The organism is Cupriavidus pauculus (assembly GCF_002858765.1).
Lineage (GTDB): Bacteria > Pseudomonadota > Gammaproteobacteria > Burkholderiales > Burkholderiaceae > Cupriavidus > Cupriavidus pauculus_B.
The window spans coordinates 221230-244941 of record NZ_PJRP01000001.1 but is presented as its reverse complement, the minus strand read 5'-3'; the positions used below and the strand labels follow the sequence as shown (position 1 = coordinate 244941).

Annotated in this window: 21 protein-coding genes; 12 read left to right on the top strand and 9 right to left on the bottom strand. The window is 66.7% G+C overall.

From position 1 onward, the window contains the following. Positions 1-58 precede the first annotated feature (58 nt). From CYJ10_RS01060 to CYJ10_RS01045, 4 genes are all read left to right on the top strand, one after another. On the top strand, positions 59-493 hold the full coding sequence (locus CYJ10_RS01060; protein ID WP_257991907.1) for a hypothetical protein: 435 nt from the start codon (positions 59-61) through the stop codon (positions 491-493). 101 nt (positions 494-594) lie between these two features. Beyond that, entirely contained in the window at positions 595-1182 is a 588-nt protein-coding gene (locus CYJ10_RS01055; RefSeq protein WP_101679731.1) for a TetR/AcrR family transcriptional regulator, read from the top strand. Positions 1183-1267: 85 nt separating this feature from the next. Next, complete coding sequence (locus tag CYJ10_RS01050; RefSeq protein WP_101679730.1) at positions 1268-1828, top strand: OB-fold protein; 561 nt, start codon at positions 1268-1270, stop codon at positions 1826-1828. A gap of 225 nt (positions 1829-2053) precedes the next feature. Further along, positions 2054-2635 carry an Sbal_3080 family lipoprotein gene (locus tag CYJ10_RS01045; protein ID WP_101679729.1) on the top strand — a complete coding sequence of 194 codons (582 nt, stop codon included), beginning with the start codon at positions 2054-2056 and terminating at the stop codon, positions 2633-2635. A gap of 39 nt (positions 2636-2674) precedes the next feature. Here CYJ10_RS01045 and CYJ10_RS01040 read toward each other — a convergent pair whose 3' ends face one another. The 4 genes from CYJ10_RS01040 to CYJ10_RS01025 all read right to left on the bottom strand — a co-directional run bounded on the left by CYJ10_RS01040 (position 2675) and on the right by CYJ10_RS01025 (position 8078). Then, positions 2675-4687 carry a methyl-accepting chemotaxis protein gene (locus CYJ10_RS01040; RefSeq protein WP_257991903.1) on the bottom strand — a complete coding sequence of 671 codons (2013 nt, stop codon included), beginning with the start codon at positions 4685-4687 and terminating at the stop codon, positions 2675-2677. Positions 4688-4970: 283 nt separating this feature from the next. Then, positions 4971-5942: a M14 family metallopeptidase gene (locus CYJ10_RS01035; RefSeq protein ID WP_101679727.1), complete on the bottom strand. Its 972-nt coding sequence runs from the start codon at positions 5940-5942 to the stop codon at positions 4971-4973. Positions 5943-6030: 88 nt separating this feature from the next. Further along, positions 6031-7011, bottom strand: a complete 981-nt coding sequence (locus tag CYJ10_RS01030) for a Bug family tripartite tricarboxylate transporter substrate binding protein (RefSeq protein ID WP_101679726.1) — start codon at positions 7009-7011, stop codon at positions 6031-6033. 131 nt (positions 7012-7142) lie between these two features. Then, positions 7143-8078, bottom strand: a complete 936-nt coding sequence (locus CYJ10_RS01025) for a LysR family transcriptional regulator (RefSeq protein WP_101679725.1) — start codon at positions 8076-8078, stop codon at positions 7143-7145. 128 nt (positions 8079-8206) lie between these two features. On the opposite strand from CYJ10_RS01025, the gene CYJ10_RS01020 reads away from it, so the two are divergent. After that, positions 8207-9031, top strand: a complete 825-nt coding sequence (locus tag CYJ10_RS01020; RefSeq protein ID WP_101679724.1) for a MerR family transcriptional regulator — start codon at positions 8207-8209, stop codon at positions 9029-9031. A gap of 27 nt (positions 9032-9058) precedes the next feature. Here the strand turns inward: CYJ10_RS01020 and CYJ10_RS01015 are convergent, their stop codons facing one another. The 4 genes from CYJ10_RS01015 to CYJ10_RS01000 all read right to left on the bottom strand — a co-directional run bounded on the left by CYJ10_RS01015 (position 9059) and on the right by CYJ10_RS01000 (position 13455). Continuing rightward, positions 9059-9931 carry a metal-dependent hydrolase gene (locus CYJ10_RS01015; protein ID WP_101679723.1) on the bottom strand — a complete coding sequence of 291 codons (873 nt, stop codon included), beginning with the start codon at positions 9929-9931 and terminating at the stop codon, positions 9059-9061. Continuing rightward, positions 9928-10929 (bottom strand): alpha/beta fold hydrolase, encoded by a 1002-nt coding sequence (locus CYJ10_RS01010; protein WP_101679722.1) that lies wholly within the window; start codon positions 10927-10929, stop codon positions 9928-9930. Before CYJ10_RS01010 ends, CYJ10_RS01015 begins: the two co-directional genes overlap by 4 nt. Then, positions 10926-11819, bottom strand: coding sequence for an SDR family NAD(P)-dependent oxidoreductase (locus tag CYJ10_RS01005; protein ID WP_101679721.1), 894 nt, complete (start codon positions 11817-11819; stop codon positions 10926-10928). The genes CYJ10_RS01010 and CYJ10_RS01005 overlap by 4 nt, the downstream gene beginning before the upstream one ends. Before the next feature lie 70 nt (positions 11820-11889). Then, entirely contained in the window at positions 11890-13455 is a 1566-nt protein-coding gene (locus tag CYJ10_RS01000; protein ID WP_101679720.1) for a flavin-containing monooxygenase, read from the bottom strand. A gap of 383 nt (positions 13456-13838) precedes the next feature. Between CYJ10_RS01000 and CYJ10_RS00995 the strand changes: the two genes are divergently transcribed. The 7 genes from CYJ10_RS00995 (at position 13839) to CYJ10_RS00965 (ending at position 22152) form a co-directional block, all read left to right on the top strand. Further along, complete coding sequence (locus tag CYJ10_RS00995) at positions 13839-14453, top strand: hypothetical protein (RefSeq protein ID WP_101679719.1); 615 nt, start codon at positions 13839-13841, stop codon at positions 14451-14453. Positions 14454-14460: 7 nt separating this feature from the next. After that, a complete protein-coding gene (locus tag CYJ10_RS00990; RefSeq protein ID WP_101679718.1) occupies positions 14461-16056 on the top strand; it encodes a GMC family oxidoreductase in 1596 nt (531 codons plus the stop codon). A 213-nt stretch (positions 16057-16269) separates the two neighbouring features. After that, the gene (locus CYJ10_RS00985; RefSeq protein ID WP_101679717.1) at positions 16270-17211 is read left to right on the top strand and encodes a TetR/AcrR family transcriptional regulator; all 942 of its coding nucleotides are present in this window, start codon (positions 16270-16272) and stop codon (positions 17209-17211) included. 221 nt (positions 17212-17432) lie between these two features. Further along, positions 17433-18329 carry a DUF1571 domain-containing protein gene (locus CYJ10_RS00980; RefSeq protein ID WP_101679716.1) on the top strand — a complete coding sequence of 299 codons (897 nt, stop codon included), beginning with the start codon at positions 17433-17435 and terminating at the stop codon, positions 18327-18329. A gap of 226 nt (positions 18330-18555) precedes the next feature. After that, positions 18556-19935: a DUF2957 domain-containing protein gene (locus CYJ10_RS00975; RefSeq protein WP_101679715.1), complete on the top strand. Its 1380-nt coding sequence runs from the start codon at positions 18556-18558 to the stop codon at positions 19933-19935. 60 nt (positions 19936-19995) lie between these two features. Next, positions 19996-21279, top strand: coding sequence for a DUF2957 domain-containing protein (locus tag CYJ10_RS00970; RefSeq protein ID WP_101679714.1), 1284 nt, complete (start codon positions 19996-19998; stop codon positions 21277-21279). 21 nt (positions 21280-21300) lie between these two features. Then, positions 21301-22152, top strand: coding sequence for an OmpW/AlkL family protein (locus tag CYJ10_RS00965; protein ID WP_101679713.1), 852 nt, complete (start codon positions 21301-21303; stop codon positions 22150-22152). 79 nt (positions 22153-22231) lie between these two features. Here the strand turns inward: CYJ10_RS00965 and CYJ10_RS00960 are convergent, their stop codons facing one another. After that, positions 22232-23710 (bottom strand): efflux transporter outer membrane subunit, encoded by a 1479-nt coding sequence (locus tag CYJ10_RS00960; protein ID WP_101679712.1) that lies wholly within the window; start codon positions 23708-23710, stop codon positions 22232-22234. Positions 23711-23712 lie beyond the last annotated feature (2 nt).

Genomic DNA, 23712 nt, shown 5'->3' with positions numbered 1-23712 from the left:
TCCGGGGGCGCGTACAGGCCGCCCCCTCACCCCCGGCGAGCAATCCCTCGCCCGCTCGGTGTTCGGCGATACCGTCGACTATGCCGCAGTCCGCATCCACCATCGAGACTTCGTCTTCTGGCAGGGTGCGAACTACATCATCACGCCCAATGGCCAGATCTACCTGGGCCGCAAGCTACGCGGCCTGACCGACTTCAGTGCCGCGGGCCTGGCCATGCAGGGGTTGTTCATCCACGAGATGGCGCACGTCTGGCAGCACCAGCAGGGTATCAACGTGCTGGTGCGTGGCGGGTTGGAGCAACTGCAGCACTTCTGCGGCTTCAACCAGTATCGGTATCGGCTGGAACCGGGCAAGGCGCTCGGCCGGTACAAGCTGGAGCAGCAGGGCGAGATCCTCCGCCACTACTTCCTGGCCCATCGGGGCCAGCCCACACCGTACAGCCCCGCGCAATACCTGGCCGCGCTCGGCAGCCAGGGGCCGACCATCGTGTGACGCGTTAATGGCACGGCGAATGAATAAAGCCTCCACGCCGCCGCGTTGACTTGCATGGCGATGTGGCGGACCATCGGCCCCATTGCAATCTGGAGCACATCATGCCGCGCGTATCGAAAGCGGAAGCGGAGAAGAACCGCGCCATCATTGAGCAGGTGTCGTCGCGGCTGTTTCGCGAGCAGGGCTTCCACGGCATCAGCGTGGCAGACCTGATGGGCGCCGCCGGGCTCACGCATGGGGGCTTCTACGGCCATTTCGAGTCGAAGGATGCGCTCGCGGCCATCGCCTGCACCCGGGCCTTCGAGGAATCCGAAGCGCGCTGGCGCAAGCGTGTCAATGAGGCGCCGGATCACGCCACCGCGCTGTCGTCGCTGATCGATGCCTACCTGTCCACGCGCAATCGTAACAATGCGGGCACCGGCTGCGCGGTGGCGGCCCTGGCCAACGATGTGGCGCGCGAGTCCGACGACAAGCCGGTACGCGCCGCCTTCCACGAAGGGCTGGAAACACTGGTCGACATCCTGGCCGAGGTGCAGCCCGACGCCGATGCCGACGCGCGTCGCTGTGCGGCCCTGGCGCAGATGGCCACGCTGGCCGGCGCGCTGATCCTGTCGCGGGCCACGCAAGGCACGCCGCTTTCCAACGAGATTCTCGCCGCGACCCGGGGCTGGCTGCTGCCGGAAGGCTGACGCGGCGTCAGGCGCGCTACACTGGCGGACTTCGCAGTCCCTGTCGTTCCGCCCGTAGTCACTGAAGCCCCCAGAAGCCCGCCCGATGTTGAGCCGCACCAGACAAACCCTGATCGCCGTTGTTGCCGTTGTCGTCCTTTTCCTGCTGTGGTTCGTGGGCAATGAGAAGCACGACGCCGCGCCGCTTGCCCCAGTCTCCGCTCCCGACGAGCCCGCCAGCCTGCCGCGTGGCATTCCGCGCAACGGCACGCTCGACCCGATCAGTATCGATCCCAATCGTCCCGCCGATCTGCTGCCGCAATACCAGGCAGATGGCCTGGCCGACGACTATCGCAGCGACGCCACCGCCGCGGACGACCGCTATCGCGGCCGTTACTTCATCGTCGAAGGGGTGGCCAGCGGCGTGCGCCGCGACGGTGACAACCTGGTGCTGGAAATCCGTACCGACAACCCCGGCGAAGTGGTCCGTGCGGCGCTGCTGCGCCAGCAGATCTGCGGCCCCGGCACCCGCGCCTGCGAGGTGGAAGCGCGTGCCACGATGGTCCGTCGCGGCCAGAAGGTGGCCGTCGAATGCACGGGCGCGGGGCAGGGCGAAGGCGGCACCCCGCTGCTGTCCGAGTGCCTGATCCGGGGCGGCGCCAACTGAGGCAACGGCGTTGACGCGCCCGTGCTGCGGGCGCCGCACACGTAATTCGCAGATCACTTCCGCGATTTACGGCATCTGTCGCCCGCTGTTCCCCGCATTGACTGCCCGCCGGCACGCCTACATTACGCAGGCATGCTGCCGGCAATGCGTCCCTGAACCGCCTCTCGAAGTCCGAAGCGGATCCGGACGGCCGGCACCCTCGCCGACGCGCATCCAGGATCCAAGATGAAGAGAGCAACGATAGCCGCCACGCTGGCCCTGCTGGCCACGGGCTGTTCCACCTACCAGAGCGTGACGCCGGTCGACCGCGCAGACCAGGTCGACCCGATCGCCGGCTACCAAAACGGTGCCTATGGCGGCCCGGCGCAGTTTCGCGTGGAAGGCAATCGCGTAGTGGGCGCCGACGGCGCGCTGTTCTGCGTGGTCACCAACCAGGTCAACGGCAACGCGTATGTGGACGACTTTGCCAATTCGCTGCGCGCGCGCAACTTCGAGGTGAAGATGCTGCCGCCGTATTCGTCGGCGGCGTCGTGCCCGATGACGGCCTTCTACACCGCCCAGCGCCAGACCTACATCACGCCGTTCCTGGTATCGGCCGACATCACCGTGTTCCGCAACGGCGAACGCGTGGGCAAGGCCGTGTTCAACGCCAACCGCAGCGCGGGCGGCATCAATCTGAGCCACCTGATCCAGCCCGATGCCAAGATCGAGGAACTGGTCGACCGGCTGTTTCCGGGCCTGAAGCCGCAACCGGCGCCGGCACAGGCAGCACCCGCCCCGGCACCGGCTGCAGCCCCCGCGGCCTGACGTCGCAAGGCCGCAAGGACGCCGTGGACGCCCGGCTGGTCAGGCCAGCCGGAACACCTCCACGGCCTGACGAAGTTCCTGCGCCTGGTGATGCAGGCTCTCGGCCGCGGCAGCCGCTTCTTCCACCAAGGCTGCGTTCTGCTGCGTGACCCCATCCATTTCGGCCACGGCACCGCTGACCTGGGCCAGCCCCTGCGACTGCTCGCGCGATGCCACGCTGATGTCACCCATCAGCGCCGCAATGCCTTCCACGCGGCGCACAACATCGTCGATGGCCGAGCCGGCCTGCTGCACGGCCTCGTTGCCGCTCTTCAGGTCGGCCACGGTCCGTTCGATCAGCTGCTTGATCTCGCCCGCCGCATTGGCGCTGCGCTGCGCCAGGCTGCGCACCTCGCCAGCCACCACGGCAAAGCCGCGCCCGTGCTCGCCCGCGCGCGCCGCTTCCACGGCGGCATTGAGCGCCAGGATGTTGGTCTGGAACGCGATGCCGTCGATCATGCCGATGATGTCCACCACCTGCTGCGCATTGCGATGGATGTCGGCCATGGTGCCCACCACGCGGCCAACGGTACTGCCGCCCGCGCGTGCCGCATCGGCCGCGCTGGCCACGGCCGCGTTGGCGTCGTGCGCGTTGTCGGCGTTCTGCTTTACGGTGACGGACAGCTGCTCGATGCTAGCCACCGTGCGCTCCAGGCTGCCGGCCTGCGACGCCGTGCGCGCGGACAGATCGGCGTTGCCGCTGGCAATCTGGCTAGTGCTGCCGGCGATGGCACCAATGCTGCCGCGCACCTTGTCGACGATGCCGGTCAGGCCCTGGCCCACGCCATCGATGGCGCGCATCAGCTGCCCGATCTCGTCGTTGCGGCGGGTGTCAAGGCGCGTGGTCAGGTCGCCCGAGGCCAGGCGACCGGCTGCGTCGGCAGCTTCGCCCAGCGGATGGCTGACCATCCGGCGCAGCAGCCACCAGAACGCGGCCGATACGGCCAGCGCCACCAGCAGGCCAAACGCCAGGAAGCGGTTGCGGCTGGCCACGAGTTCGTCGCGCAGCGAAGCCATTGGCACCGTGCCCGCGATCAGCCATTGCCAGTCGGGGTAGGTCACGAACGCGGTCAGCCGTTCGGTCGGCGCGCTGTTGCCGATAGCCACCGTGCCAACCACGTCACCGTCCTTGGCGGCGATCATGTCGCGAATCCACGGCTTGCCGTTGGCGTCCTTCGCATCGATCTGCACCGTGCCTTCGGAGCCCGAGCGGTCCACCATCACCTTACCCTGGTCAGCGCCGGGCTTGGCGTCGATGACGATGAACTGACCGTCGGCGCCAATCATCTTGCGGCGGATGCGGTTCTTCAGCGCGGCCAGTTCGGCCTCGACGTTCACGCCCACGTACAGCGCGCCAACGATCTTGCCGCCGGCGTCGCGCACCGGCTCGTACTTGCTCATATAGGGCTTGCCGAACAGCCAGGCCAGCGAGCGGTACGACTTGCCCGACGCCACGGCCGCATAGGCCGGGCTGGCGCGGTCCAGCAGCGTGCCCACCGCACGCTGCCCGTCCTGCTTCTTGAGCGACGTGGTCACGCGAATGTAATCGTCGCCGGTGCGGGCAAACACGGTGGCCACGACGCCGCCGGTATTGGCGAAAAAGCGATCCGGCACCTCGAAGCTGTTGTTCAGCAGCAGGTCGCCGCTGCGGAAGGCCGGCGTGGCCTTGCCGGCCACTTCGATGGTCTGGGACGGGTCCACCGCGTACGGGCCGGGCAGTACCGACGCAAAGTTCAGCAGGAAGCGGTCAGCTTCCTGCAGCATGGTGTCGTCGAGCTGGGCCACCAGTTCGCGCAGGGTCTGGCTCTCGGCGCTGATGGCGTCGCGGGCCTGCGATTCGAGCTGGTTCATGCTGCTGAGCGACAGCGCCAGCGAGAAGGCGCCGAAAGCAATGATCTGAACAGCCAGCACAACCAGCGCAATGCGCGTGCCGATGCTCCAGCTGCCGGCAACCGCGCGCACGCGGCCCGCCGCAGCCTGCTGGGGCAGGGTAAGGGATGAGGTAGAAGACAAGGGGCGCTCCGTGAATAACGCCATGCGCCGTTGTGACGCACGGGCGACGTCTGCTCTGACGGCAGATCGTCACAACGGAGTTATCGGATGACGAGACAACGCCCTTGAATTAAAGAAATGCTTAATCTAGCTGTCGCCGACATATATCACGGCATGACAGGAAAAACGGGCACCGGGGACGGCCTCTTGTGGGGGCCGCTTACCAGTGCTGACCGCTGAACCCTCCCGCTGCAACCAGTTTCAGTGTTCTTGTTGTTATCTATGCGCCTCGGCGCGCGGCCACTCAGCTTTCCAGTTGGCCCAGCCGCACGACAGTCACGCCGGGCCGCAATTGGCGCAGCGACGGCATCACCAGCACGCAGTTCGGGTACGGCGTGGTCACCGGCTCGCCATCGCGCCACCCGATCACGGTGCCAGCGTCGGCAAAGGTTTCGAGTCCCGTGTAGGGGCCCGCAAAACGGAAGTCCATGCTGATGGCCACCACAGGCTCGGTCACACGCACCACGCGCTGCGCGGCTGGCAGCGGCCGCAGCCAGCCGGCCGGCAGGTCGGCCTCGTCGATGAGGCCGGCATTCAGCAGGAAGCGCGCGGTGCTGTCGCGTGCCACATCCACGGCGGCGGTCTCCCAGTGCTGGCCGCATTCGATCAGTAGCGCGTTGCGCGGGCTGGCGGCGTCGCCAAAATCGGCATAGTCGCGCATGCGGCGGCCTTCGGGGTGGCCTTCGTCGACGATGATGTCAGCCGGCGCCCCCACGGCACGCGACAGCGCGACGCCCTTGCCCAGCGGCCCCGACACGATCAGCGGCCGGCTTTTCTCGTGCATCGAATGCAGGTCGAGCAGCAGGTCCACAGTGTCGATGACCGGACGCATGGCTCGCGCCCGGCGCAGTTCGGAGGAATCGCGCGACAGGTCATCCAGCACCGCTGCTGTCCACACGCGGTTGAAGTCCTGGTCGACAAAGCGCGAGGCGTCGGGCGTGGCCGCGTCGAACGTGGCATAGGCATCGACATTGGCGAACGCCAGCGTCAGCCGCCCGCGCCGGGGACGTAGGCCGTGGTTGAGCAGGCCGGCCACGGTAATCGCGCCGCATACCTCGTTGCCGTGCGTCAGTGCATTGATCATCACATGCGGACCAGGCAGGCCGCTGTCGAACGTATGCACATAGGCGACGCCCGTGTTGCCTTGGGCATAGGGGCGGATATCGGGAAACTCGACTTCGACCGGATAGGCGTCGAAGGACGGGGTCTGTGTCATCTGGACTTCCTTGGCTGCCCCTGGTAGGGGCAACTATTGTTCACATCTATTTAAGCTGACTGTTTTTCTAGATGGTTATTCTTGGCTTTTATTCCCGGATGTCAGCGGCCTGCACGATCGTCTTGTACTTGGCCGTCTCGCGCTTCACGAAGCTGCCGAACTGGGCCGGATTGGCCGGTTGGACTTCCACACCGGCCTCGCCCAGCTTCTTCCGCACCTCCGGTAGCGCCAGCACGGCCTGCATTTCAGTATTCAACCGATCGATAACAGGCTTCGGTGTAGAACCGGGTGCCATCAATCCGAACCATACTCCCATGTCCACGCCCTTGAGCGCCGGGGTCTCTGCCAGGGCCGGCACGTTGGGCGCCACGCTGGCGCGCCTGGATTCGGTCACGCCATAGGCGCGCACGCGGCCGGCCTGGATATGAGGCAGCGCCGACGACAGCACCATCACCGCCAGGTCGATCTGGCCGCCAAGCAGGTCAGTGGCCATGGCCGATGCGCCCTTGTACGGCACGTGGGTGATGTTGACCTTGCCCTGCTGCTTGATCAGTTCGCCAGCCAGGTTCAGCGGCGTGCCCACGCCCGACGACGCGTACGACAGCGTGCCCGGCTTGGCCTTGGCCAGCGCAATCAGTTCATTGGCGTCCTTGGCGGGCAGCTGCAGCTTGCCGACCAGCACCATCGGCTGGGTGCCAACGAACGTGATCGGCGCCAGGTCCTTCTCGCCGTCGTAGCGCACGGCCGGATTGGTCAGGCGAGCAATCGACACCTCGCTGCCCGAACCCATCAGCAGCGTGTAGCCATCGGCCTCGGCCTTGACCACCTTCTGCGCGCCGATCGTGCCGCCGGCGCCGCCCAGGTTCTCGATCACCACGCTCTGGCCCAGGCGCTTGCCCAGCTCGGGCGCCACGGTGCGCGCCACCAGGTCGACGCTGCCGCCCGCGGTGTAGCCCACCACCAGCGTGATCGGCTTGGTCGGATAGCCGCCGGCCGCCAGAGCGCTGGCAGAGACGAGGGCACTACTGGCAAGGGAAACGGCGGCAAGCGCGCGCAGCATCGGGTTCATGATTTCTCCGGCAGGTCTGTGAATGTTTTCCGGCGATGGTAGAGAGCGCGCACGGCTGCAGCATGCGGCTTTGGCAATCGCAGTTGCCATTTCGGCAATGGTCGGGAATGGTGCGCGACGGCGCACACGCACTACTTTGAGGCGGCCTGCCAGAACGCTTCGGCCAGCGGGCGCATTGCCGCGCGCGGCCGGTACAGGCGGATATCCAGGGCCAGGTCGGCGCTGTCTCCCCCGTGCAGGTCGGCCCGCACCAGGCGGCCCGCGTGCAGGTCGTCGGCAATCAGCCGCGCGGGCAGCCACGCCAGGCCCATGCGCTGGCGCACCATCTCGTGGACCGACTCCGCGAAGTCGCTGACGGCGATGACATCGAGCCAGCTTGCCAGCTTGCGGCGCGCAATCTCCTGATTGACCATGCGGCCCATGGTCAGCGTCTCGGCATAGGCAATCATCGGCACCGGCACCGGACGCGCACCGGCCTTCGGCTTCTGGAGCCGGAATTCCGGGCCGCCGCGCGCCGTGGCGGCCGATACGCAGACCAGCCGCTCCACGCCCACCGCGTGAAAGCGGTAGTGCGCGTCGTCGAGCATGATCGGCAGGTCGTGCGGGCTGTAGCAGAGCAGGAAGTCGGCGTCGCCTTCGGTGAACATCTCCAGCGCGTCGTGCGTGGCGTGCGTGGACAGCCGCGTACGAAAGCCGGCGCCCACGGGGTCATCGCGCAATGCGTCGCGCAGGCCCGCCAGCCAGGCCGGCACCATCGACCGCGCCAGCGTCTTGCCCGTGGCGATGGTGATGGTGCTGGCATCGGCGCGGTGCGCGGCCCGCAGCGCCACACGCGTGTCGTCGAGGGTGCGCAACGCGGACTGGGCGGCCTCCAGGAACTGCCGCCCCTCGTGCGTCAGCCGCACGGGAAACACGCTGCGGTCGATCAGCGGCGCACCGGCCCACACTTCCAGCGCCTGCATGCGGCGCCCGAACGCCGGCGGCGTGACATTGCGCAGCTCCGCAGCACGCGCAAGGCTGCCAGCCTGGGCCAGACAGACGAAATCTTCGAGCCAACGGATATGCATGGGGACCGGGTACGTTGTTGGCGCATTGTAACGTCGCTGTCACGATGTGCCGCCGGCCTGTGCCCCGTGGCTGCCGGTGGTCATGCCGCCTCCCTTCTCCCCCCTCCGCCTCGGTTAGAATTTTCGCCATGCCTCCACCCAAGCGCGGCGCCAGCCCATCCTCCTCCGCTGCCGGCCCCTCCGATGCGACGCCATCGGACCGCGCCGCCTATCCCGAATACACGATCGACGAACTGGCACGCGCGGCCGGCACCACGGTGCGCAACATCCGCTCCTACCAGGATCGTGGCCTGATCGATCCGCCCGAGCGGCGCGGCCGCGTGGGCATCTACACCCAGACCCACCTGGGCCGGTTACGGCTGATTCACCATCTGCTGGCACGCGGCTACACGCTGGCCAACATCATGGAGTTGCTCAAGGCCATCGTCGAAGGCCACGACCTGCGTTCGATCCTGGGTCTGGAGACGGCCATCAGCAGCCCGTGGAACAGCGAGGCACCGCGTCACTATTCCTACCTGGCACTGGCCCGGCTGTTCGGCCGCGCGATCTCGCGGCCCGCGCTGGCCAAGGCCATTTCGCTGGGATTGTTGGAGTCCGACGGCTTCGGCTATCTGGCGCGCAGCCCGCGCGCCCTGGCGGCCGGTGCGGAAATGGCCCGCGCGGGCTTTCCGCTCGAAGACGTGCTCGACATCATCGACCACGCGCGCGGTCACTTCCAGGCCGTGTCGGACCGCATCGTCGGCATGGTGGTGCGCGAACTCGACAAGTTCGGCGAGGGGCAGCTGCCGCCCCCGTCGGAAGTGCCGCGCATCGTGGATGTCCTCTGGCGCATTCGCCCGCTGGCGCTGGTGGCACTGGAAACCGAGATGATGCGATCGCTGGAAATCTCGGCCAACAAGTACCTGGGCGACCGGGTGGCGGCGATTCTGGAGCACTTGCACGAAAAGGATTGAGTGGCAAGCGCCTGAAGCACTACCGTCTCACACCGCACTCCGGATAGACGGCGCACGCGGGCTGGCCCCCGCGCGAATCGCCGTTTCTTCAATTTCGGCGATCAACGGCAGGATCCGATTCAGCTCGGCACGGTTGTCCTCGTCCCACGGATGGAAGCCCGGCCGGAAGTAGTCGAGCCATTCGGGAATCATCTTGCGCAACACGCCCGGAGACCCCCACAGGAAGTTCACAACGCCGCCGAAGCCAAACAGCTTGTTGCGGCACGTCTTGTCGGCCATCACCAGCCGCACGTGGAACACGAACACCAGCGCCCAGAACGTGACGGTTGTGGTCAGCATCGTGAACGTGCGCAGCAAGTAGCGATACGGGCCCGGCTTCATTACCGCATTCCACACGTCGTAGGCCACCGCCTTGTGCTCGGTTTCCTCCAGCGCGTGCCATGTCCACACCTGTCGGTAGCCAGGCTCCGACTCGCCCATGTGGCGCGGGTCGGACAGCATGCCGCCGGCCAGCATCGCCGTGTAGTGTTCCAGCGCGATGGTGTGCGCCAGCTGCCACGACTTCGGCAGGATCCGGCGCAGCAGGTTCAGCAACTTCGCCACCGCGTTGTCGAGCTTCGACGCGGGCAGCCCCGCATCGTCCAGCAGCCGGTTGTAGAGGATGTGTTCGCGCGTGTGCATCGCTTCCTGCCCGATGAAGCCGGCCACGGCCTGCCTGAGTTCGGGGTCGGTCACGTGGTCGCGGTAGTTGCGCACGCTGTCCATGAAGAAGCGTTCGCCCGCCGGGAAGAAGATCGACAGCGCATTGATGAAGTGGGTCACGTGCTGCCCGCGCTCGTGCCAGTCGCAAATGCGTTCCGGCGGGAGGTGGGGATGCACGTCGCGGCGGACTGGCATCATGGTGTGGACTCCTGTGGCTGGTTGGCTGACGCCGCGCGGGCGCCGTCTAGGAAGCGCAGCAGGTCGGCCGCCACGCGCTGCGGATCTTCTTCCATCGGCACATGGCCAAGACCCGCATAGCGGTGCAGCGTCACGTCGGGGATACGCGCCGCAAACTCCGCGGCATGCGCGGGCGGAATCCAGCGGTCGCGGTCGCCCCACAGCACCAGCGTGGGTTGACGCACGCCGCGCAGGCGCTCGGTGTCGAGCTGATCGAAATCGAGCTTCGGCACCATGCGGCCCACCGCTTCGCGGCTGCCGGCTGCGTAAAAGAAATCGACATAGCGGCGGAACGTGACCTCGGGCACGCGCGAGGCATCGCCATACACGTCGCGCGTGGCCGCGCGGATGATCCACTCGGGCAGCAGCCACGGCGCCGACCAGCGCACCGCCGCATGACGGAACAGGTCGATGTAGATGGGCAGCTTCATCGGAAAGCCGGCGGCGTCGATCAGCACCAGCCGGTTCACCAGGGCCGGGCGGCGCGCGGCGAGATCCCAGGCGATCAGCCCACCCAGCGAGTTGCCGATGAACGTGGCGTGCGACAGGTTCAGCGCGGTCAGGAAACCATCGATAAAGCTGCGGTAGGCGTCGATGTCCATCGTCGCGATGCGGTCACGCGCATCGCGCAGTGGCCCCGTCAGGCCGAACGGTGCCAGGTCGAGCCGAATCACACGGTAGCGCTTGCGCAGGGCGGGCATCAGGCCTTCCCACGTATGCAGCGACGCGCCGAAGCCGTGGATCAGCACCAGCGGCTCGCCTTCGGGCACGCCTTCCTCGGTGTAGTGCACGAGCGCGCCCATCACCTGGATCCAGCGCGAAGCAGGCAGCGCGTAGCGGCGCGCCAGCGTGTCGCGCGACAGACTGATCAGGCCCACGCGGCCCTGACCAAACCAGCGCGTGAACGTGCCCGGCGGCGACTGCAACGCGGCCTCGCGGGACAGCGCGTCGCGCGTCATGCGCGCTCTCCGTCGCGCGCCGGGGCCGTAGCGGCATCCGGCACGAGCTGCTTGCGCTTGCGCCGCGTCTCGCGCACCACCAGCGACTGATACGCGGCCGGCAGCAGGCGCACCATGGCGTCGGCGGCCAGGGCATCGGGGCCGATCAGCACGCGACGCTTGTTGGCGCGAACGCCATCCAGGATCACGCGCGCGGCCTTGTCGGCCGTGGTGATGAAGAATTTCTCGAATTCCTCGCGGCCCTGCTGCGCGTCGCGCACGAACAGACCGTTGACGCTGGGCGATACCCGGCTGGCCCGCGCGATATTGGTCTTGATGCCGCCCGGATGCACCGTGGTGGCCGACACGCCGCAGTCCATCAGGTCCAGTTCCTGGCGCAGCGCTTCGGTGAACCCGCGCACCGCGTACTTGCTGGCGTTGTAGGCACCCATGCCCGGCTGCGCGAACAGCCCGAACACGCTGGACGTATTGACCACGTGGCCTTCGCCGCTGGCCTTCAGGTGCGGCAGGAATGCCTTGGTGCCGTACACCACGCCCCAGAAGTTGATGCCGACGATCCATTCGAGGTCATCGTAGCTCATGCCCTCGACCGTGCTCGACAGCGCCACCCCGGCGTTGTTGAAGATCAGGTTCACGCGGCCGTGGTCACGCGCCACGGCATCGGCCCAGGCATAGACCGCCGCGCGATCGGCCACGTCCACCGGCGCGATGGTGGCGCGCACGTCGGGCGCGGCGCGTTGCACGTCGGCCAGCGTCTGCGCCAGCCCGGCTTCATTGCAATCGGACAGCGCCACATGGCAGCCGGCCTGCGCGAGCTGCACCGCCAGGCAACGGCCCATGCCCGAGCCGGCGCCCGTGATCGCGGCAACCCTGTTGCGGAAATCCTTCATGCGTGTCTCCTGTGGTGTTCCTTGTCTTGCGTCTGAGGTCTTGCGGGATGCGGACCTGCGGCGGCCTGGGTCAGGCGCGGATCGGATCGGCGGGCGAGGCGTCCGCCAGCGGCTCAACGCTGTTGCGACGCACGGGCCAGCGCTCGTAATCGCTCATGCGGAACGTCTGCGTGGCGCGGCGGAACTGGAACGTGAAGCCGGGCCATAGCGTGGTGTTCTTGTTGCTGCGCGGGTCGATGTACCAGCTTGCGCAGCCGCCCGCCGCCCAGATCGCGTGGCCCAGCTTCTGCTGGATGCCGCGATTGAACGCCGCCTGCACGGGCGGACGCACGTCCACGGCCTGCACGCGCTCGTGGCGCATCTGGCGCAGCGCGTCGAGTACGTAGCTCACCTGCGACTCGATCATTAAGACCATCGAACTGTGACCCAGGCCGGTGTTGGGGCCGACGATCATGAACAGGTTCGGAAAGCCGGCCACCGTGGTGCCCAGGTACGCTTCGGCGCCGTCGCGCCAGGCGTCCAGGAGGTCGCGCCCGTCGCGGCCAACGATCGCGCCGCGCGGCAATGGGTCGGTGGCGTGGAAGCCGGTGCCGAGGATGATCGCGTCGGCAGGCCGACGCGTACCGTCGCGCAGCACCACGGCCTCGGGCTCCACGCGGTCGATGCCCGTGGTCACCACGTCGACGTTGCTGCGCGCCAGCGCCGGGTAGTAGTCGTTGGAGATCAGCACGCGCTTGCAGCCGATGGTGTAGTCCGGCGTCAGCGTCTGGCGCAGTGCCGGGTCTCGCACCTGCTTTTTCAGATGGCGGCGCGCCACGCGCTCCACGGCCTTCATCAGCTTCGGATGGATCACGAATCCGAGCACGCGCGATTCCAGCATCCAGTACAGGCCAGTGCGCATCAGCGCCTGCGTGAAGGGCAGATGGCGGAACAGCCATTGCTCGGCGGCCGTCACCTGGCGGTCGGGCTTGGGCATGATCCACGGCGGCGTGCGCTGATACAGATCGAGCTGCGCCACCTGCGGCGCGATCTGCGGCACGAACTGGATAGCGCTGGCGCCGGTGCCGATCACGGCCACGCGCTTGCCGGCCAGCGGATAGTCATGGCGCCACTGCTGCGAATGGAACACAGCGCCGGCGAAGCGATCGAGCCCGGGGATATCGGGAATCGACGGCCGACTCAGGCCACCCATGCCCGCGATCAGCACGCGGGCCCGCACGCGGCGGCCATCGCGCATCCGCAGACGCCAGAGCGCGGCGGGCGCATCCCACTCGGCGTGCACCAGCTCGTGGCCCAGCCGCAGATGCGAGCGCAGGCCGAAGCGGTCGGTGCAATGTTCCAGGTAGCGGCGGATCTCTGGCTGCGGCGAGAACATGCGCGACCAGTCGGGATTCGGTGCGAACGAGAATGAATAGAGATGCGATTGCACGTCGCAGGCGCACCCGGGGTAATGGTTGTCGCGCCAGGTGCCGCCCACCGCGTCGGCCTTCTCGAAGATCACGAAGTCATCGACGCCCGACTGCTTCAGGCGGATACCCATACCTAGCCCGGCAAAGCCGCTGCCGATGATGGCGATATCGCATGCCTGCTCCGCTTCGGTCGGAAGATGAGCCTGCAGGTCGGGAGGTGCATTCATGGGGGCCGCATTCCGGTGCGGGGCGACGAGTCATGGCCGTTTCGCGAGACCCCGTCGACACCGTTTATCGTGACATTGAACGATGTCATCGTAGGCACCGACATTTGGCCGGTCAATGCGATGGTTTGAAGAATCGCTCTATTTTTGGCGCTTTTCCAGCCACGTTCGCGTCACATTAAACGGCATTCGTCGCGGGAGACCGGCGTGGGGTGCGGCGCTCAGTCGTGCGTTTGAAACCCGTGCGCCAATCCGAAATATTTTCGAGCGCTTCGGCAGAATCGCAACGCTGCCACGTTGGGGACGTACCTGCTGCTGCGTGGCTGACGGTATCGGACGTCAGCACCGCGAGAGCACCGCACAAAAAAAACCATCACGGAGACACGATGCCCACACCTGCCCGCGCTGCCGCACCGCCGGCACCACACCTCCCGCGTGACCCATGCCGCCGCCTGTTCCTGAAGGTGGGCGCGGGATTCTCGGCCGCCATCGCCTGTTCCGCGCTGTTGCCCGCGCTGACCGGCTGCTCGCCGGCGGACACCCCCCCGCACCCCGGCATGGCCTTCCTGCGGCCCGCCGATGTCGCGTTGTTCCGTGCGCTGCTGCCGGCCGTGGCCATCGACCTGCAAACACTGGACGCCGCCGGGCGCGGCCGGCGCATCGACACCGCCGTGAAGAACATCGACGGCACGATTGCCGCCATGGGCCAGAACGGCCAGCACGAACTGCGCAAGCTGCTGGATCTGCTGGCCAGCACGCCGCTGCGGTGGGCGCTGGCCGGCCTGCGGACGCCATGGGCCGAGGCCACGCCCGAGGAGGTGACCGCCTTCCTGGCGCGCTGGCGCGGCAGCCGCTTCGCCACGCTGAATGCCGGTGGCGTGGTGCTGGTGAAACTGGCCAGTGTCGCCTACTTCGTGCTGCCCTACACCTGGGCGGCCAGCGGCTATCCCGGCCCCAATCCCGCGATCTATCGCGCCCTTCACAGCCAAGCTCCGGCCTGATACGACCATGCCGATCAACGATATCTACGGCGCCGGCATCGCGTCCGGCTGGAAGGTGCTCGACGCCGCCACGTTCACCACGCCCCGCACGCTCGAAGCCGATGTCGCCATCGTCGGCTCCGGCGCGGGCGGCGGCATCGCCGCCGAGGTGCTCAGCGACGCCGGGCTGACCGTGCTGCTGCTGGAAGAAGGCGGGCTGCATACGTCCGACAGCTTCCGGGACATGGACGAAGCGCGCGCCTACCGCGAGCTTTACCAGGAGGCCGCCGCGCGTGTCACGTCCGATGGCGCGATCTCGATCCTGCAGGGCCGTGCCGTGGGCGGCAGCACCACGGTGAACTGGTCGTCCAGCTTCCGCACGCCGCCGCAGACGCTGGCGCACTGGGCTGCCGAACACGCGGTTACCGGACACAGCCAGGCCGACATGGCGCCGTGGTTCGCGCAGATCGAGGAACGGCTGGGCATGGCGCCCTGGGCGATGGATCCGAATCCGAACAACGCGGTGCTGCGGCGTGGTTGCGAAAGGCTTGGCTGGGAATGGCACGTGATTCCGCGCAACGTGAAGGGCTGCTGGAATTCCGGCTATTGCGGGCTGGGCTGCCCCGTCAACGCCAAGCAGTCGATGCTGGTGTCGACGATTCCGAACGCGCTGGCGCGCGGCGCCACGCTGGTGCATCGGCTGCGCGTGCGCACCATCGACCATGACGGCAGGGTGGTACGCGGCCTGACCGGCGATGCCCTGGGCCAGGACGGCTACACCCCGACCGGCGTCAGCGTCAGTGTGCGGGCCCGGTACGTGATCGCCGCCGGCGGGGCCATCAACACGCCGGCGCTACTGCTGCGCTCGCGCGTTCCCGATCCGCACGACCGGATCGGCCAGCGTACATTTATTCATCCGGTGAATTTAAATATCGCAGAAATGCCGGAGAAAATTGATCCTTATTATGGCGCTCCGCAATCGGTGGCCTCTGACCATTTCCAGTGGCGCGACGGCGCAACGGGCCCGATGGGGTACAAGCTGGAAGTGCCACCGATGTTCCCGGGCATCAGCGCCGGTGTGTTCAATGGCATGGGACAGGCGCTGCAACGCGAGATGACCGCGTTGCCGCATACCAACGCAATGCTGGCCCTGTTGCGCGATGGCTTCGTGCCCGACAGCCCGGGCGGACGCGTAAAAATTGCAGACGACGGTAGCCCGATCCTCGACTACGAAGTGAGCGACTACGTATGGGATGGCGTCCGGCGCGCGTACCTGAGCATGGCCGAGTCGCAGTTCGCAGCCGGCGCCCTTCGCGTGCGGCCGGCCCATCTCGATGGCAATTACTACACGACATGGGCGCAGGCGCGCGAGGCCATCGGGCAGCTACCGCTCAAGACATTCCGCGTGCTGCTGTTCAGCGCCCACCTGATGGGCGGCTGCGCGATGAGCGAAGACCCTGCGCGAGGTGTGGTGAACAGCGCGGGGCGCCACCATCATCTGCAGAATCTGTACGTGTTCGATGGTTCAGCATTTCCGACAAGCATTGGTGCCAATCCCCAGTTGTCAGTGTTCGCATTGACGGCGCAGAATGCCTCAGCGTTGCGCAAGACCATCATGGCGTGACCGGATTCCTGCCAGGCAGCGCGGTGCCTGGCAGGGGCTTGCAATTTAGAGCAGGTCCTCGAAAAATGGTCTTGTGAAACGCTCGGAGCGCTGGATAGGCTCCCTACAACCGTTTGAAGCATCCGTATGCCATTAGAGCAAGGAGCGGACGGTTGTGGATTTGTAGTTTTTTTTGCAGGGGTCCACAGCGGTATTTCAGCGAGAGACGCCCCCATGAAGACCGGGAAAACCACGGCAGGAGATACCAAGGCTCGCATCCTCGATGCGACCGAGAAGTTGTTCATTGAGGTTGGCTATGAAGCGACTTCGCTCAGACAGGTAACGTCCCGAGCGATCGTCAATCTGGCCGCCGTCAACTATCACTTCCGTAGCAAGGAAATCATGATGCAGTCGGTGCTAAGCCGCCGGCTGGATCCGCTCAACACGCGGCGGCTTGCATTGCTGGATGCCTGCGAGGTACGCTGGCCCGGCAACACCATCCGCTGCGAACACGTGATGGGGGCCTTGTTCGTGCCCGCGCTGCAGATGGCACGCGAGCCCGACATCGGCGGCCCGTCATTCCTGCGCCTGCTTGGGCGCGTGTATTCCGATACCTCGCCATTCATCCAGTCCTGGCTGATGGGGCATTACGCACCCGTGTTCGGACGCTTCTTCGAGGCGTTTGCGCGCGCGCTGCCCGATGTGCCACGGCAGGAACTGGGCTGGCGCCTGCACTTCGCCCTCAAGGCGCTGGCAGGCGTGCTGGCCGGCGACGAACTCGGCAACCTGATGCCGGCGTTCACGCAAGGCAAGCGGATGAGCGATGCGCAGGTGCTGGCGCAACTGACATCGATGGTGGTGGCCGCCCTCAAGGCGCCGTCGCCGGCGGTGCAGGAGCTTGGCGCCCTGCAGCAAGTCTTCGAGATCGGCGAAGCCCAGCACGCCGACGAACAGGCCACCATTGCGGCGACGGCCGCCACGGCCGAAAGCGAAGCCCAGGACCTTGCTGCCGCCACCGCCGCGGCAATGGGCCGTGCGCGGCGCAGCGCGCGGGCCGCGCGCAGTGAAACCGCGCCGCGTCCGCCGACCGCCAGCATGGCGGTGCGCCGCGAGCATTGCGCCACCTTCCCCAGCAATCCGCTCGACGACTGGATGCGTACCCGCCCCCGGACATAGCGGCACACCGTCGCGGTCTCCACCGGGACCGCGACGCGCGCTGCGGCGAGCCGCGACGGTAACCGTCGCCTTCATCACCGACCTGTCGATCCGCCACGCCAACCGCGAGGCGTGACCCGCTGCGCGCCGCGGTTCCGGTGCGCATCCAACCTGCCGTGCCCCACACGGCCGGAAGGGCTCCGTCTTGCCTGAAGAAAAGCAAAACACACTGGAGACTCGCAATGAAGCAGATGTTCGTGATTGCCGCGTTCGGCAGCATCCTCGGTTTCCTGGCCACGCCGCCCGGCAGCCTTTTTGAAGCCCACGCCCAGGGCGCGCCGGCCGCGCAGTCCACTCGCGCGCTAACCCCCTACGATGGCCTGCCCACGTCGCAACAGACCGCGCTGTTCGCCAGGCAGATGGCCAGCGGCGAGTTGGCGTCGATGTCCGATGCGCAGGTGACGGCCGTGTTCGATGCTCTGCAGCCCGAAGCACTGCTGACGTGGGCGCGGCAGGAAATCAACCGCTACCCCGAATACGAATACTGGATGGCCCGCCAGGAGCGCCTCAACGGCCAGTGGCAGGACAAGCCCGCGCGCATGATGATCCGCTACCGCCATCTGCCCCGCCAGCTATACGCCAGGTGGCTGCCCAACGGCGTGCAGGCCGGTCAGGAAATCATCTACGACGAAACGCGGCGCAAGGAAGAGATGTACGGCCACCTGGGCGGCATCATGGGCTTCACGTCGATCTGGACCGCCATCGACGGCACGCTGGCAAAATCGCAATCGAACCATACCGTGCGCGACCTGGGCTTCCAGTTCGTGCTGTCGATGCTGGAGCGCGACGCCAGGACGCTGCGCGCCGCGGGCCTGTCCGAGAAGTACACGCGCGCCGAGATCGTGCAGGAGCAGGGCACGCGCATGGTGGCCCTGACATGGGACCTGCCCGAAGGCGCGCCCAGGTACTACGCCAAGAAAGTGCAGCTGATGTTTGACCTCAAGCATCCGTGGCCACGCGTGGAAACGGCATGGGACACCGACGGCAACATGGTCGAGAAAATCGTCTTCGAGAAGGCCGTGAAGAAGACGTTCGATGCCTCGGCATTCGACCCCGACAACATCGAATACAAGTTCTGACACAGCCGCCGCCAGGCGCCACCCCCGTTTGAATGTGCGCACATCGCGCTGCGCACACGGTTTGAACAGGGGCGCGAGGCGCTTGGCGGACAACGGCAGACGGCGCGGCGCCAATGTTTGGAACGAGCGCTCTATTGCGCCCAGGCGCTTGAAACGCGAGATTCCGACCACCGTGCGACACCTCGGCCAGTGCCGGTGCGCCCGTCATAAGAACGAGGAGACCACCATGAAACAGTCGAACTTTCGACGCACCACTTTTGCCTTGGCTGGGGTAAGCCTGACGATCGCGCTGTCCGCCTGTGGCGGTGGCGACGGAGACCCCGGCGGCACCACGCCGCAAGCCGCCGCGCAGCAATGCGCCACCAATGGAACGTGCACGGCGTCGGGCCCCACGGTCAACCAGCCCGTGGCCGCCATCTGCCCGAGCGTGCTGGACTACAACACCACGTACACCGGCGGATCGGGCGCGGGCGAATTCGTGAAGATCCAGCTCGACAACACCAAGGGCACGTACAGGATCCAGATCCTGGAATCGGCGGTGCCGAAGGAAGTCAACACGGTGTCCCCGACGCGCGCCGGCGTGACGCTGACCGGCACAATGACCCATCCAAGCAAGCCACTGCCCACCGAAGCGCAAAACAACTGCGCCTACGAGCTGAAGACGGTGACGGCATCGGACGGCAAGTCGCAGGCCATCATCGACCCGGCCAACCCGCCGATCCTCTTCGTCGGCAATGGCGTGGCTGGTGGCGGCATCCCCGGCGCCAGCATCGCGTTCCGAGATCCCATTCTGGGCGACCTCGGCGCGATTCCGCTGCGGACGTTCCCCGTCTACCCCGTCCTGGCCTTCGCAGAAACCGAGACCGACTTCACCAAGGTGGCGGGCAGCTACAACGTGCTGGGCTATCACCTGGTGCCGTCCGGCGGCGAGCTGTTCGGCACCAACTACGCACCCGCCACCGCGAACGCCGTGGAGACACTCAATGCGGACGGCACCTGTTCCGTAGCGTCGGGCGCCTGCAAGACCACCGGCCAGCCGTGGCAACTGCGCGCGGGCGCCGACGGCGCGTTTGAAAGCGGCAACGCCAACAAGACCACGCCGTACCCGTTCTTCTACAAGGGCGCCCTGCTACAGGACAACACCAGCCAGGCCAAGGGCGTGCTGATCGTCGGCAAGCTCGAAGGCAAGCAGGTACCGCTGCTGGTGCGCGTGGGCTTTGCGGATGTCAACATCGACCTGGTCGATCCGGCCAACTTCAGGCTGATTGTCGACGACGAATCGGGCATCGCCTTGCTGTCGTCAACCACCGCCACCAGCGCCGCCGCACTCAAGGGCGGCTACATCGGTTCCGGTAGCGACTTCAAGTACGTGGCGTCGTCGCTGCACGACAACGTCGGCGCCTGGCTCGATCCGCAAGACCCGTCGCTCACGCCGATTGGCGGCTTCCAGATGGATCTCACGCAGGCCACGCGGCCCGGCGTGGTGAACACCGTCGACAACAGCGGCAAGACTGGCTCGCTGATTACCACCGGCCCCGTGTACGCCCACCTGTTCGGCGACGCCTCCGATCCGATCTTCCGCGTCAGCGCCGTGGCCAACCGCTAGCGGGCGCCGCGCATCCAGAACCCTGCCTCATACATAAGAAAGTACCAAGGAGACACCATCATGCAGCTACCGCAATCGCTTCCGCCGCACACCGCCGGCGCCCCCACGCAGCGGACCTGGGTACCGCGCCTGGCGCTGGCGCTTGTCACCACCGCCTTGCTGGCCGCCTGCGGCGGCGGTGGGGGCGACGGTGGCGGCAGCAGCACGCCCGCTGCGGTCACGCCCCGCCTGTGCCCCGCATCGGTCGACTACGCGACGCCGTACATCGGCGGCACAGGCTCCGGCGAACTGGTCAAGGTGCAGATCGACACCACGCAGAAGACATGGGCGGTGACATTCCTCGATTCGTCCGTGCCACGCACCACTGGCACCGTGTCGCCGACGCGTTCCGATCCCACCAATGGCCAGAACGTGATGACCGGCACGCTGGCCCAGGAAACCGGGCTGCCGACGCAAAAGCTGAACCAGTGTGCCTTTGTGCTGCAGGGTGCCAGTCTGGATCCGTCGCGGCCCGCCAAGCTGTTCCTGGGCGAGGGTGTGATGGGCGGCACCATTCCGGGCGCCCGCATCCAGTTCAACGGCCTGCTGGGCGCGGGCGCGGTGCCCGACACCACGTTCCCGTACTTCCAGTTCATCGGCTTCGCGCAGACCGAGACCGACCTGGGCAAGATCGCCGGCCTCTACAACGGCTCGGGCTTCCACGAGATCCCGTCGAAGAACTTCGCCCAAGTGGCGCAGGACTACAAGATGTCGCTGGCCGCCGACGGATCGTTCACGGTCTGCGACAACAAGGTGGGCGGCACCTGCAAGCAGAAGGGCAACAAGTTCGCGGCGCAATCGAACGGCACGCTGCTGTCGACCAACTATGAAGGCGAACAGGCGCCGACGCTGGGCAATGTGATGGGGCGCGCGTATCTGATTGTCGGCAAGCTGCGCGGACAACTGGTGCCGGTGATGATCCGCGTGGGCTACGCCAGCGCCGACAAGCTGCCGCTGGGCGCCGACGACGAGATCGGCATCGGCATGATGGCACCGACCGTGGCGGCCACGCTGGGGGCCGTCAACGGCGAGTACGTCGGCGTGGACAGCAACTTCGACTACAAGACCACGGCACTCGTCGGCCCGGACGCGGCCATGCTCGACCCGTTCAACGCATCCGACGCCACGCGCGCCATCGCGCTGAAGCTCGACTTCTCGCAAACCACCGCGGGCGTGATCACCACCACGCGCAAGGATGGCACGCCCGGCATCACCGGCAAGCTGATGTTCACGGGCGGCGTGTTCGGTTTCCTGGAATCCCGCAACGGCAGCCCGTACTTCACGATCGGCGCGTTCGTCGAATAACAAGAACCGGGGAGACAAACGATGCAGATTGAACGACGCACCCTGAACCACCTTCTTGCCGTGGCGGGCGCCTTTGCCGTGTGCCTTGCCGCACCCGCGCACGCCCAGAAGGCGGGCGACAACGTGGTGTCGGCCGGCTGGTTCCATATCCAGACGTTCGGCACCAGCGGGCCGCTGACCACCAACGTCGTGGATGTGCCGATCAACTATCCGCTCGGCCTGCCCTCGTCGTTCTCGGCGCCGGGCAGCGGCCTGTCGTCGTCGAACTCGGACACGCTGGGCCTGACGTTCAGCCATTTCGTGACCGACCACATCGCCGTCACCGCCGTGGGCGGCATTCCGCCGACCTTCAAGATCTACGGCCACGGCGAGCTGATTCCGCCCGGACCAGCCGGTGCCCTGGGCCGTCAGAGCCTGAGCGATCCGTCGCTGAATCCGATCATCACTCAGGCACGACAGTGGAGCCCGGCGGCCATGGTGCAGTATCACTTCCGCTCGCCGGGCGTGACGTTCCGGCCGTTCGTCGGCGTTGGCGTGTCATACAACTTCTTCACCGATGTGAAGGTAAATCCGGCGTTCGCCCAGTCGGTCAACAACAACCTTGGCGCCATCCTGGCCGCTGGGGCCGGCATCCCCGGGCAGACTTCGGTCAGCGCCGATGCCTCGTCGTCGTGGGCGCCGATCTTCAATATCGGCGGCACGTACAACTTCAACGAGCACTGGGGCGTGACCGGCGCCGTGACGTACATTCCGCTGAAATCGGAATCGACGATGACAATCAAGGCCTCGGACGGCACCGTGCTGTCGACGTCGAAGACCACGCTGCGACCCAATCCGCTGGTGTTCTTCCTGGCGGCGACGTACAAGTTCTGAACGGCGCTTCACACGGGCAAGAAAAAAGGCGAGGCCATCACGGCCTCGCCTTTTTTTCTTCCGCTTCCGGCTGGATGCGTTACTGCGTGGTCTGCGCCGCCGGTTGCGGCGCCGCCTGGGCCACCGTTCCGGTTTCGTTCAGTCCACCACCCAGCGCGCGGTACAGATCGATCGCGTTGGTCAGACGCAGCTGGCGTGCCTGCACCAGTGCCTGCTCGGCCGAGAACAGCTGGCGCTGTGCATCGAGTTCGTCGAGGTAGCTGGCCACGCCGCTGCGGAAACGCAGGCGCGACAACTCGTAGCGCGCAGCTTCGGCATTGCGTTGCTGCTCCTGGCCCGCCACCTGCTCTTCGAGCGTGCCGCGCGCCACCAGTGCATCGGCCACTTCGGCAAACGCGGTCTGGATCGTCTTCTCGTAGTTGGCGACCTGGATGTTCTTGCGCACGTTGGCCAGGTCCAGGTTCGACAGGTTGCGGCCGTAGTCGAAGATCGGCAGCACCAGTTGCGGCGAGAACGACCACACGCCGGCGCCGTGATCGAACAGGTTGGTGAACGACGTGCTGATGTTGCCGGCGCTGGCCGTCATCGTGATCCGCGGGAAGAAGGCCGCGCGGGCCGCCCCGATGTTCGCGTTGGCAGACAGCAGCGCCTGTTCGGCCTGGCGGATATCCGGACGCTGCGTCAGCAGTTCCGAGGGCAGGCCCTCGGGAATATCGCTGATGATGTGCTCGTCAGACAGGCGCATCGGCGCCGGCAGGTTGGGAATCCCGGCGATGGGCTTGCCCACCAGCACTTCAAGCGCGTTCTGCGCCTGCGCACGCTGGCGCGCCAGCTGCGCGGCGGAGACACGGGCCTGGGCCACCAGCGATTCGTTGTCGCGCAGGTCCAGCGCCGAGGTAGCGCCCGCATCGAAGCGCTTCTTCGACAGCTCGTACGTGCTTTGGCGCGCCTCCAGCGTCTCGCGTGCCAGGTCGTACTGTTCGGCGGCGGCGCGTTCGGCCAGATAGGCCTTGGCGACTTCCGAGACCAGCGAGATATAGGCGGCGCGGTGCGCCTCCTCGGTGGAGAAGTACTGCGCCAGCGCCGCATTCGACAGGCTGCGTACGCGGCCGAAGAAGTCGAGCTCCCACTGCGTCACCGACAGGCCCACCTGGTAGATGTTGCCGGTGAACGACTGGGAGACGCCCGAGGTCGTCCCCGAGAAACGCCCGCGCTGGAAGCTCGCGTTGCCGTTCACGGTCGGCAGCAGGTCGGCGCGCTGGATCTGGTACTGCGCACGCGCTTCCTCGATCCGCAGCGCGGCCGTGCGCAGGTCGCGGTTGTTTTCCAACGACGTGGCAATCAGCGTTTGCAGACGCGGATCGGTGAAGAACTCGCGCCAGCCAATATCGGTGGCGCGGCGCGTTTCGCCGCTCTTCACCTCGGCCGTGGCATAGCCTTCCGGCGCGGCCGGATAGCTGCCTGCCACGGGGGCGGCGGGGCGGTCATAGTGCGGCGCCAGCGTGCAGCCGCTCATCACCCCGGCCACCAGCAGCAATGTGGTCAAAGTCTTGGTCATTG

Coding starts and splice junctions, on each gene's coding strand:
- CYJ10_RS00990 (WP_101679718.1), top strand. CDS start 14,461: ATGCCGATCAACGATATCTACGGCGCCGGCATCGCGTCCGGCTGGAAG.
- CYJ10_RS01000 (WP_101679720.1), bottom strand. CDS start 13,455: ATGAATGCACCTCCCGACCTGCAGGCTCATCTTCCGACCGAAGCGGAG.
- CYJ10_RS01020 (WP_101679724.1), top strand. CDS start 8,207: ATGCCTCCACCCAAGCGCGGCGCCAGCCCATCCTCCTCCGCTGCCGGC.
- CYJ10_RS00970 (WP_101679714.1), top strand. CDS start 19,996: ATGCAGCTACCGCAATCGCTTCCGCCGCACACCGCCGGCGCCCCCACG.
- CYJ10_RS00965 (WP_101679713.1), top strand. CDS start 21,301: ATGCAGATTGAACGACGCACCCTGAACCACCTTCTTGCCGTGGCGGGC.
- CYJ10_RS00980 (WP_101679716.1), top strand. CDS start 17,433: ATGAAGCAGATGTTCGTGATTGCCGCGTTCGGCAGCATCCTCGGTTTC.
- CYJ10_RS01055 (WP_101679731.1), top strand. CDS start 595: ATGCCGCGCGTATCGAAAGCGGAAGCGGAGAAGAACCGCGCCATCATT.
- CYJ10_RS01015 (WP_101679723.1), bottom strand. CDS start 9,931: ATGATGCCAGTCCGCCGCGACGTGCATCCCCACCTCCCGCCGGAACGC.
- CYJ10_RS01050 (WP_101679730.1), top strand. CDS start 1,268: ATGTTGAGCCGCACCAGACAAACCCTGATCGCCGTTGTTGCCGTTGTC.
- CYJ10_RS01035 (WP_101679727.1), bottom strand. CDS start 5,942: ATGACACAGACCCCGTCCTTCGACGCCTATCCGGTCGAAGTCGAGTTT.
- CYJ10_RS01010 (WP_101679722.1), bottom strand. CDS start 10,929: ATGACGCGCGACGCGCTGTCCCGCGAGGCCGCGTTGCAGTCGCCGCCG.
- CYJ10_RS00960 (WP_101679712.1), bottom strand. CDS start 23,710: ATGACCAAGACTTTGACCACATTGCTGCTGGTGGCCGGGGTGATGAGC.
- CYJ10_RS01030 (WP_101679726.1), bottom strand. CDS start 7,011: ATGAACCCGATGCTGCGCGCGCTTGCCGCCGTTTCCCTTGCCAGTAGT.
- CYJ10_RS00985 (WP_101679717.1), top strand. CDS start 16,270: ATGAAGACCGGGAAAACCACGGCAGGAGATACCAAGGCTCGCATCCTC.
- CYJ10_RS01025 (WP_101679725.1), bottom strand. CDS start 8,078: ATGCATATCCGTTGGCTCGAAGATTTCGTCTGTCTGGCCCAGGCTGGC.
- CYJ10_RS01005 (WP_101679721.1), bottom strand. CDS start 11,819: ATGAAGGATTTCCGCAACAGGGTTGCCGCGATCACGGGCGCCGGCTCG.
- CYJ10_RS01045 (WP_101679729.1), top strand. CDS start 2,054: ATGAAGAGAGCAACGATAGCCGCCACGCTGGCCCTGCTGGCCACGGGC.
- CYJ10_RS00995 (WP_101679719.1), top strand. CDS start 13,839: ATGCCCACACCTGCCCGCGCTGCCGCACCGCCGGCACCACACCTCCCG.
- CYJ10_RS00975 (WP_101679715.1), top strand. CDS start 18,556: ATGAAACAGTCGAACTTTCGACGCACCACTTTTGCCTTGGCTGGGGTA.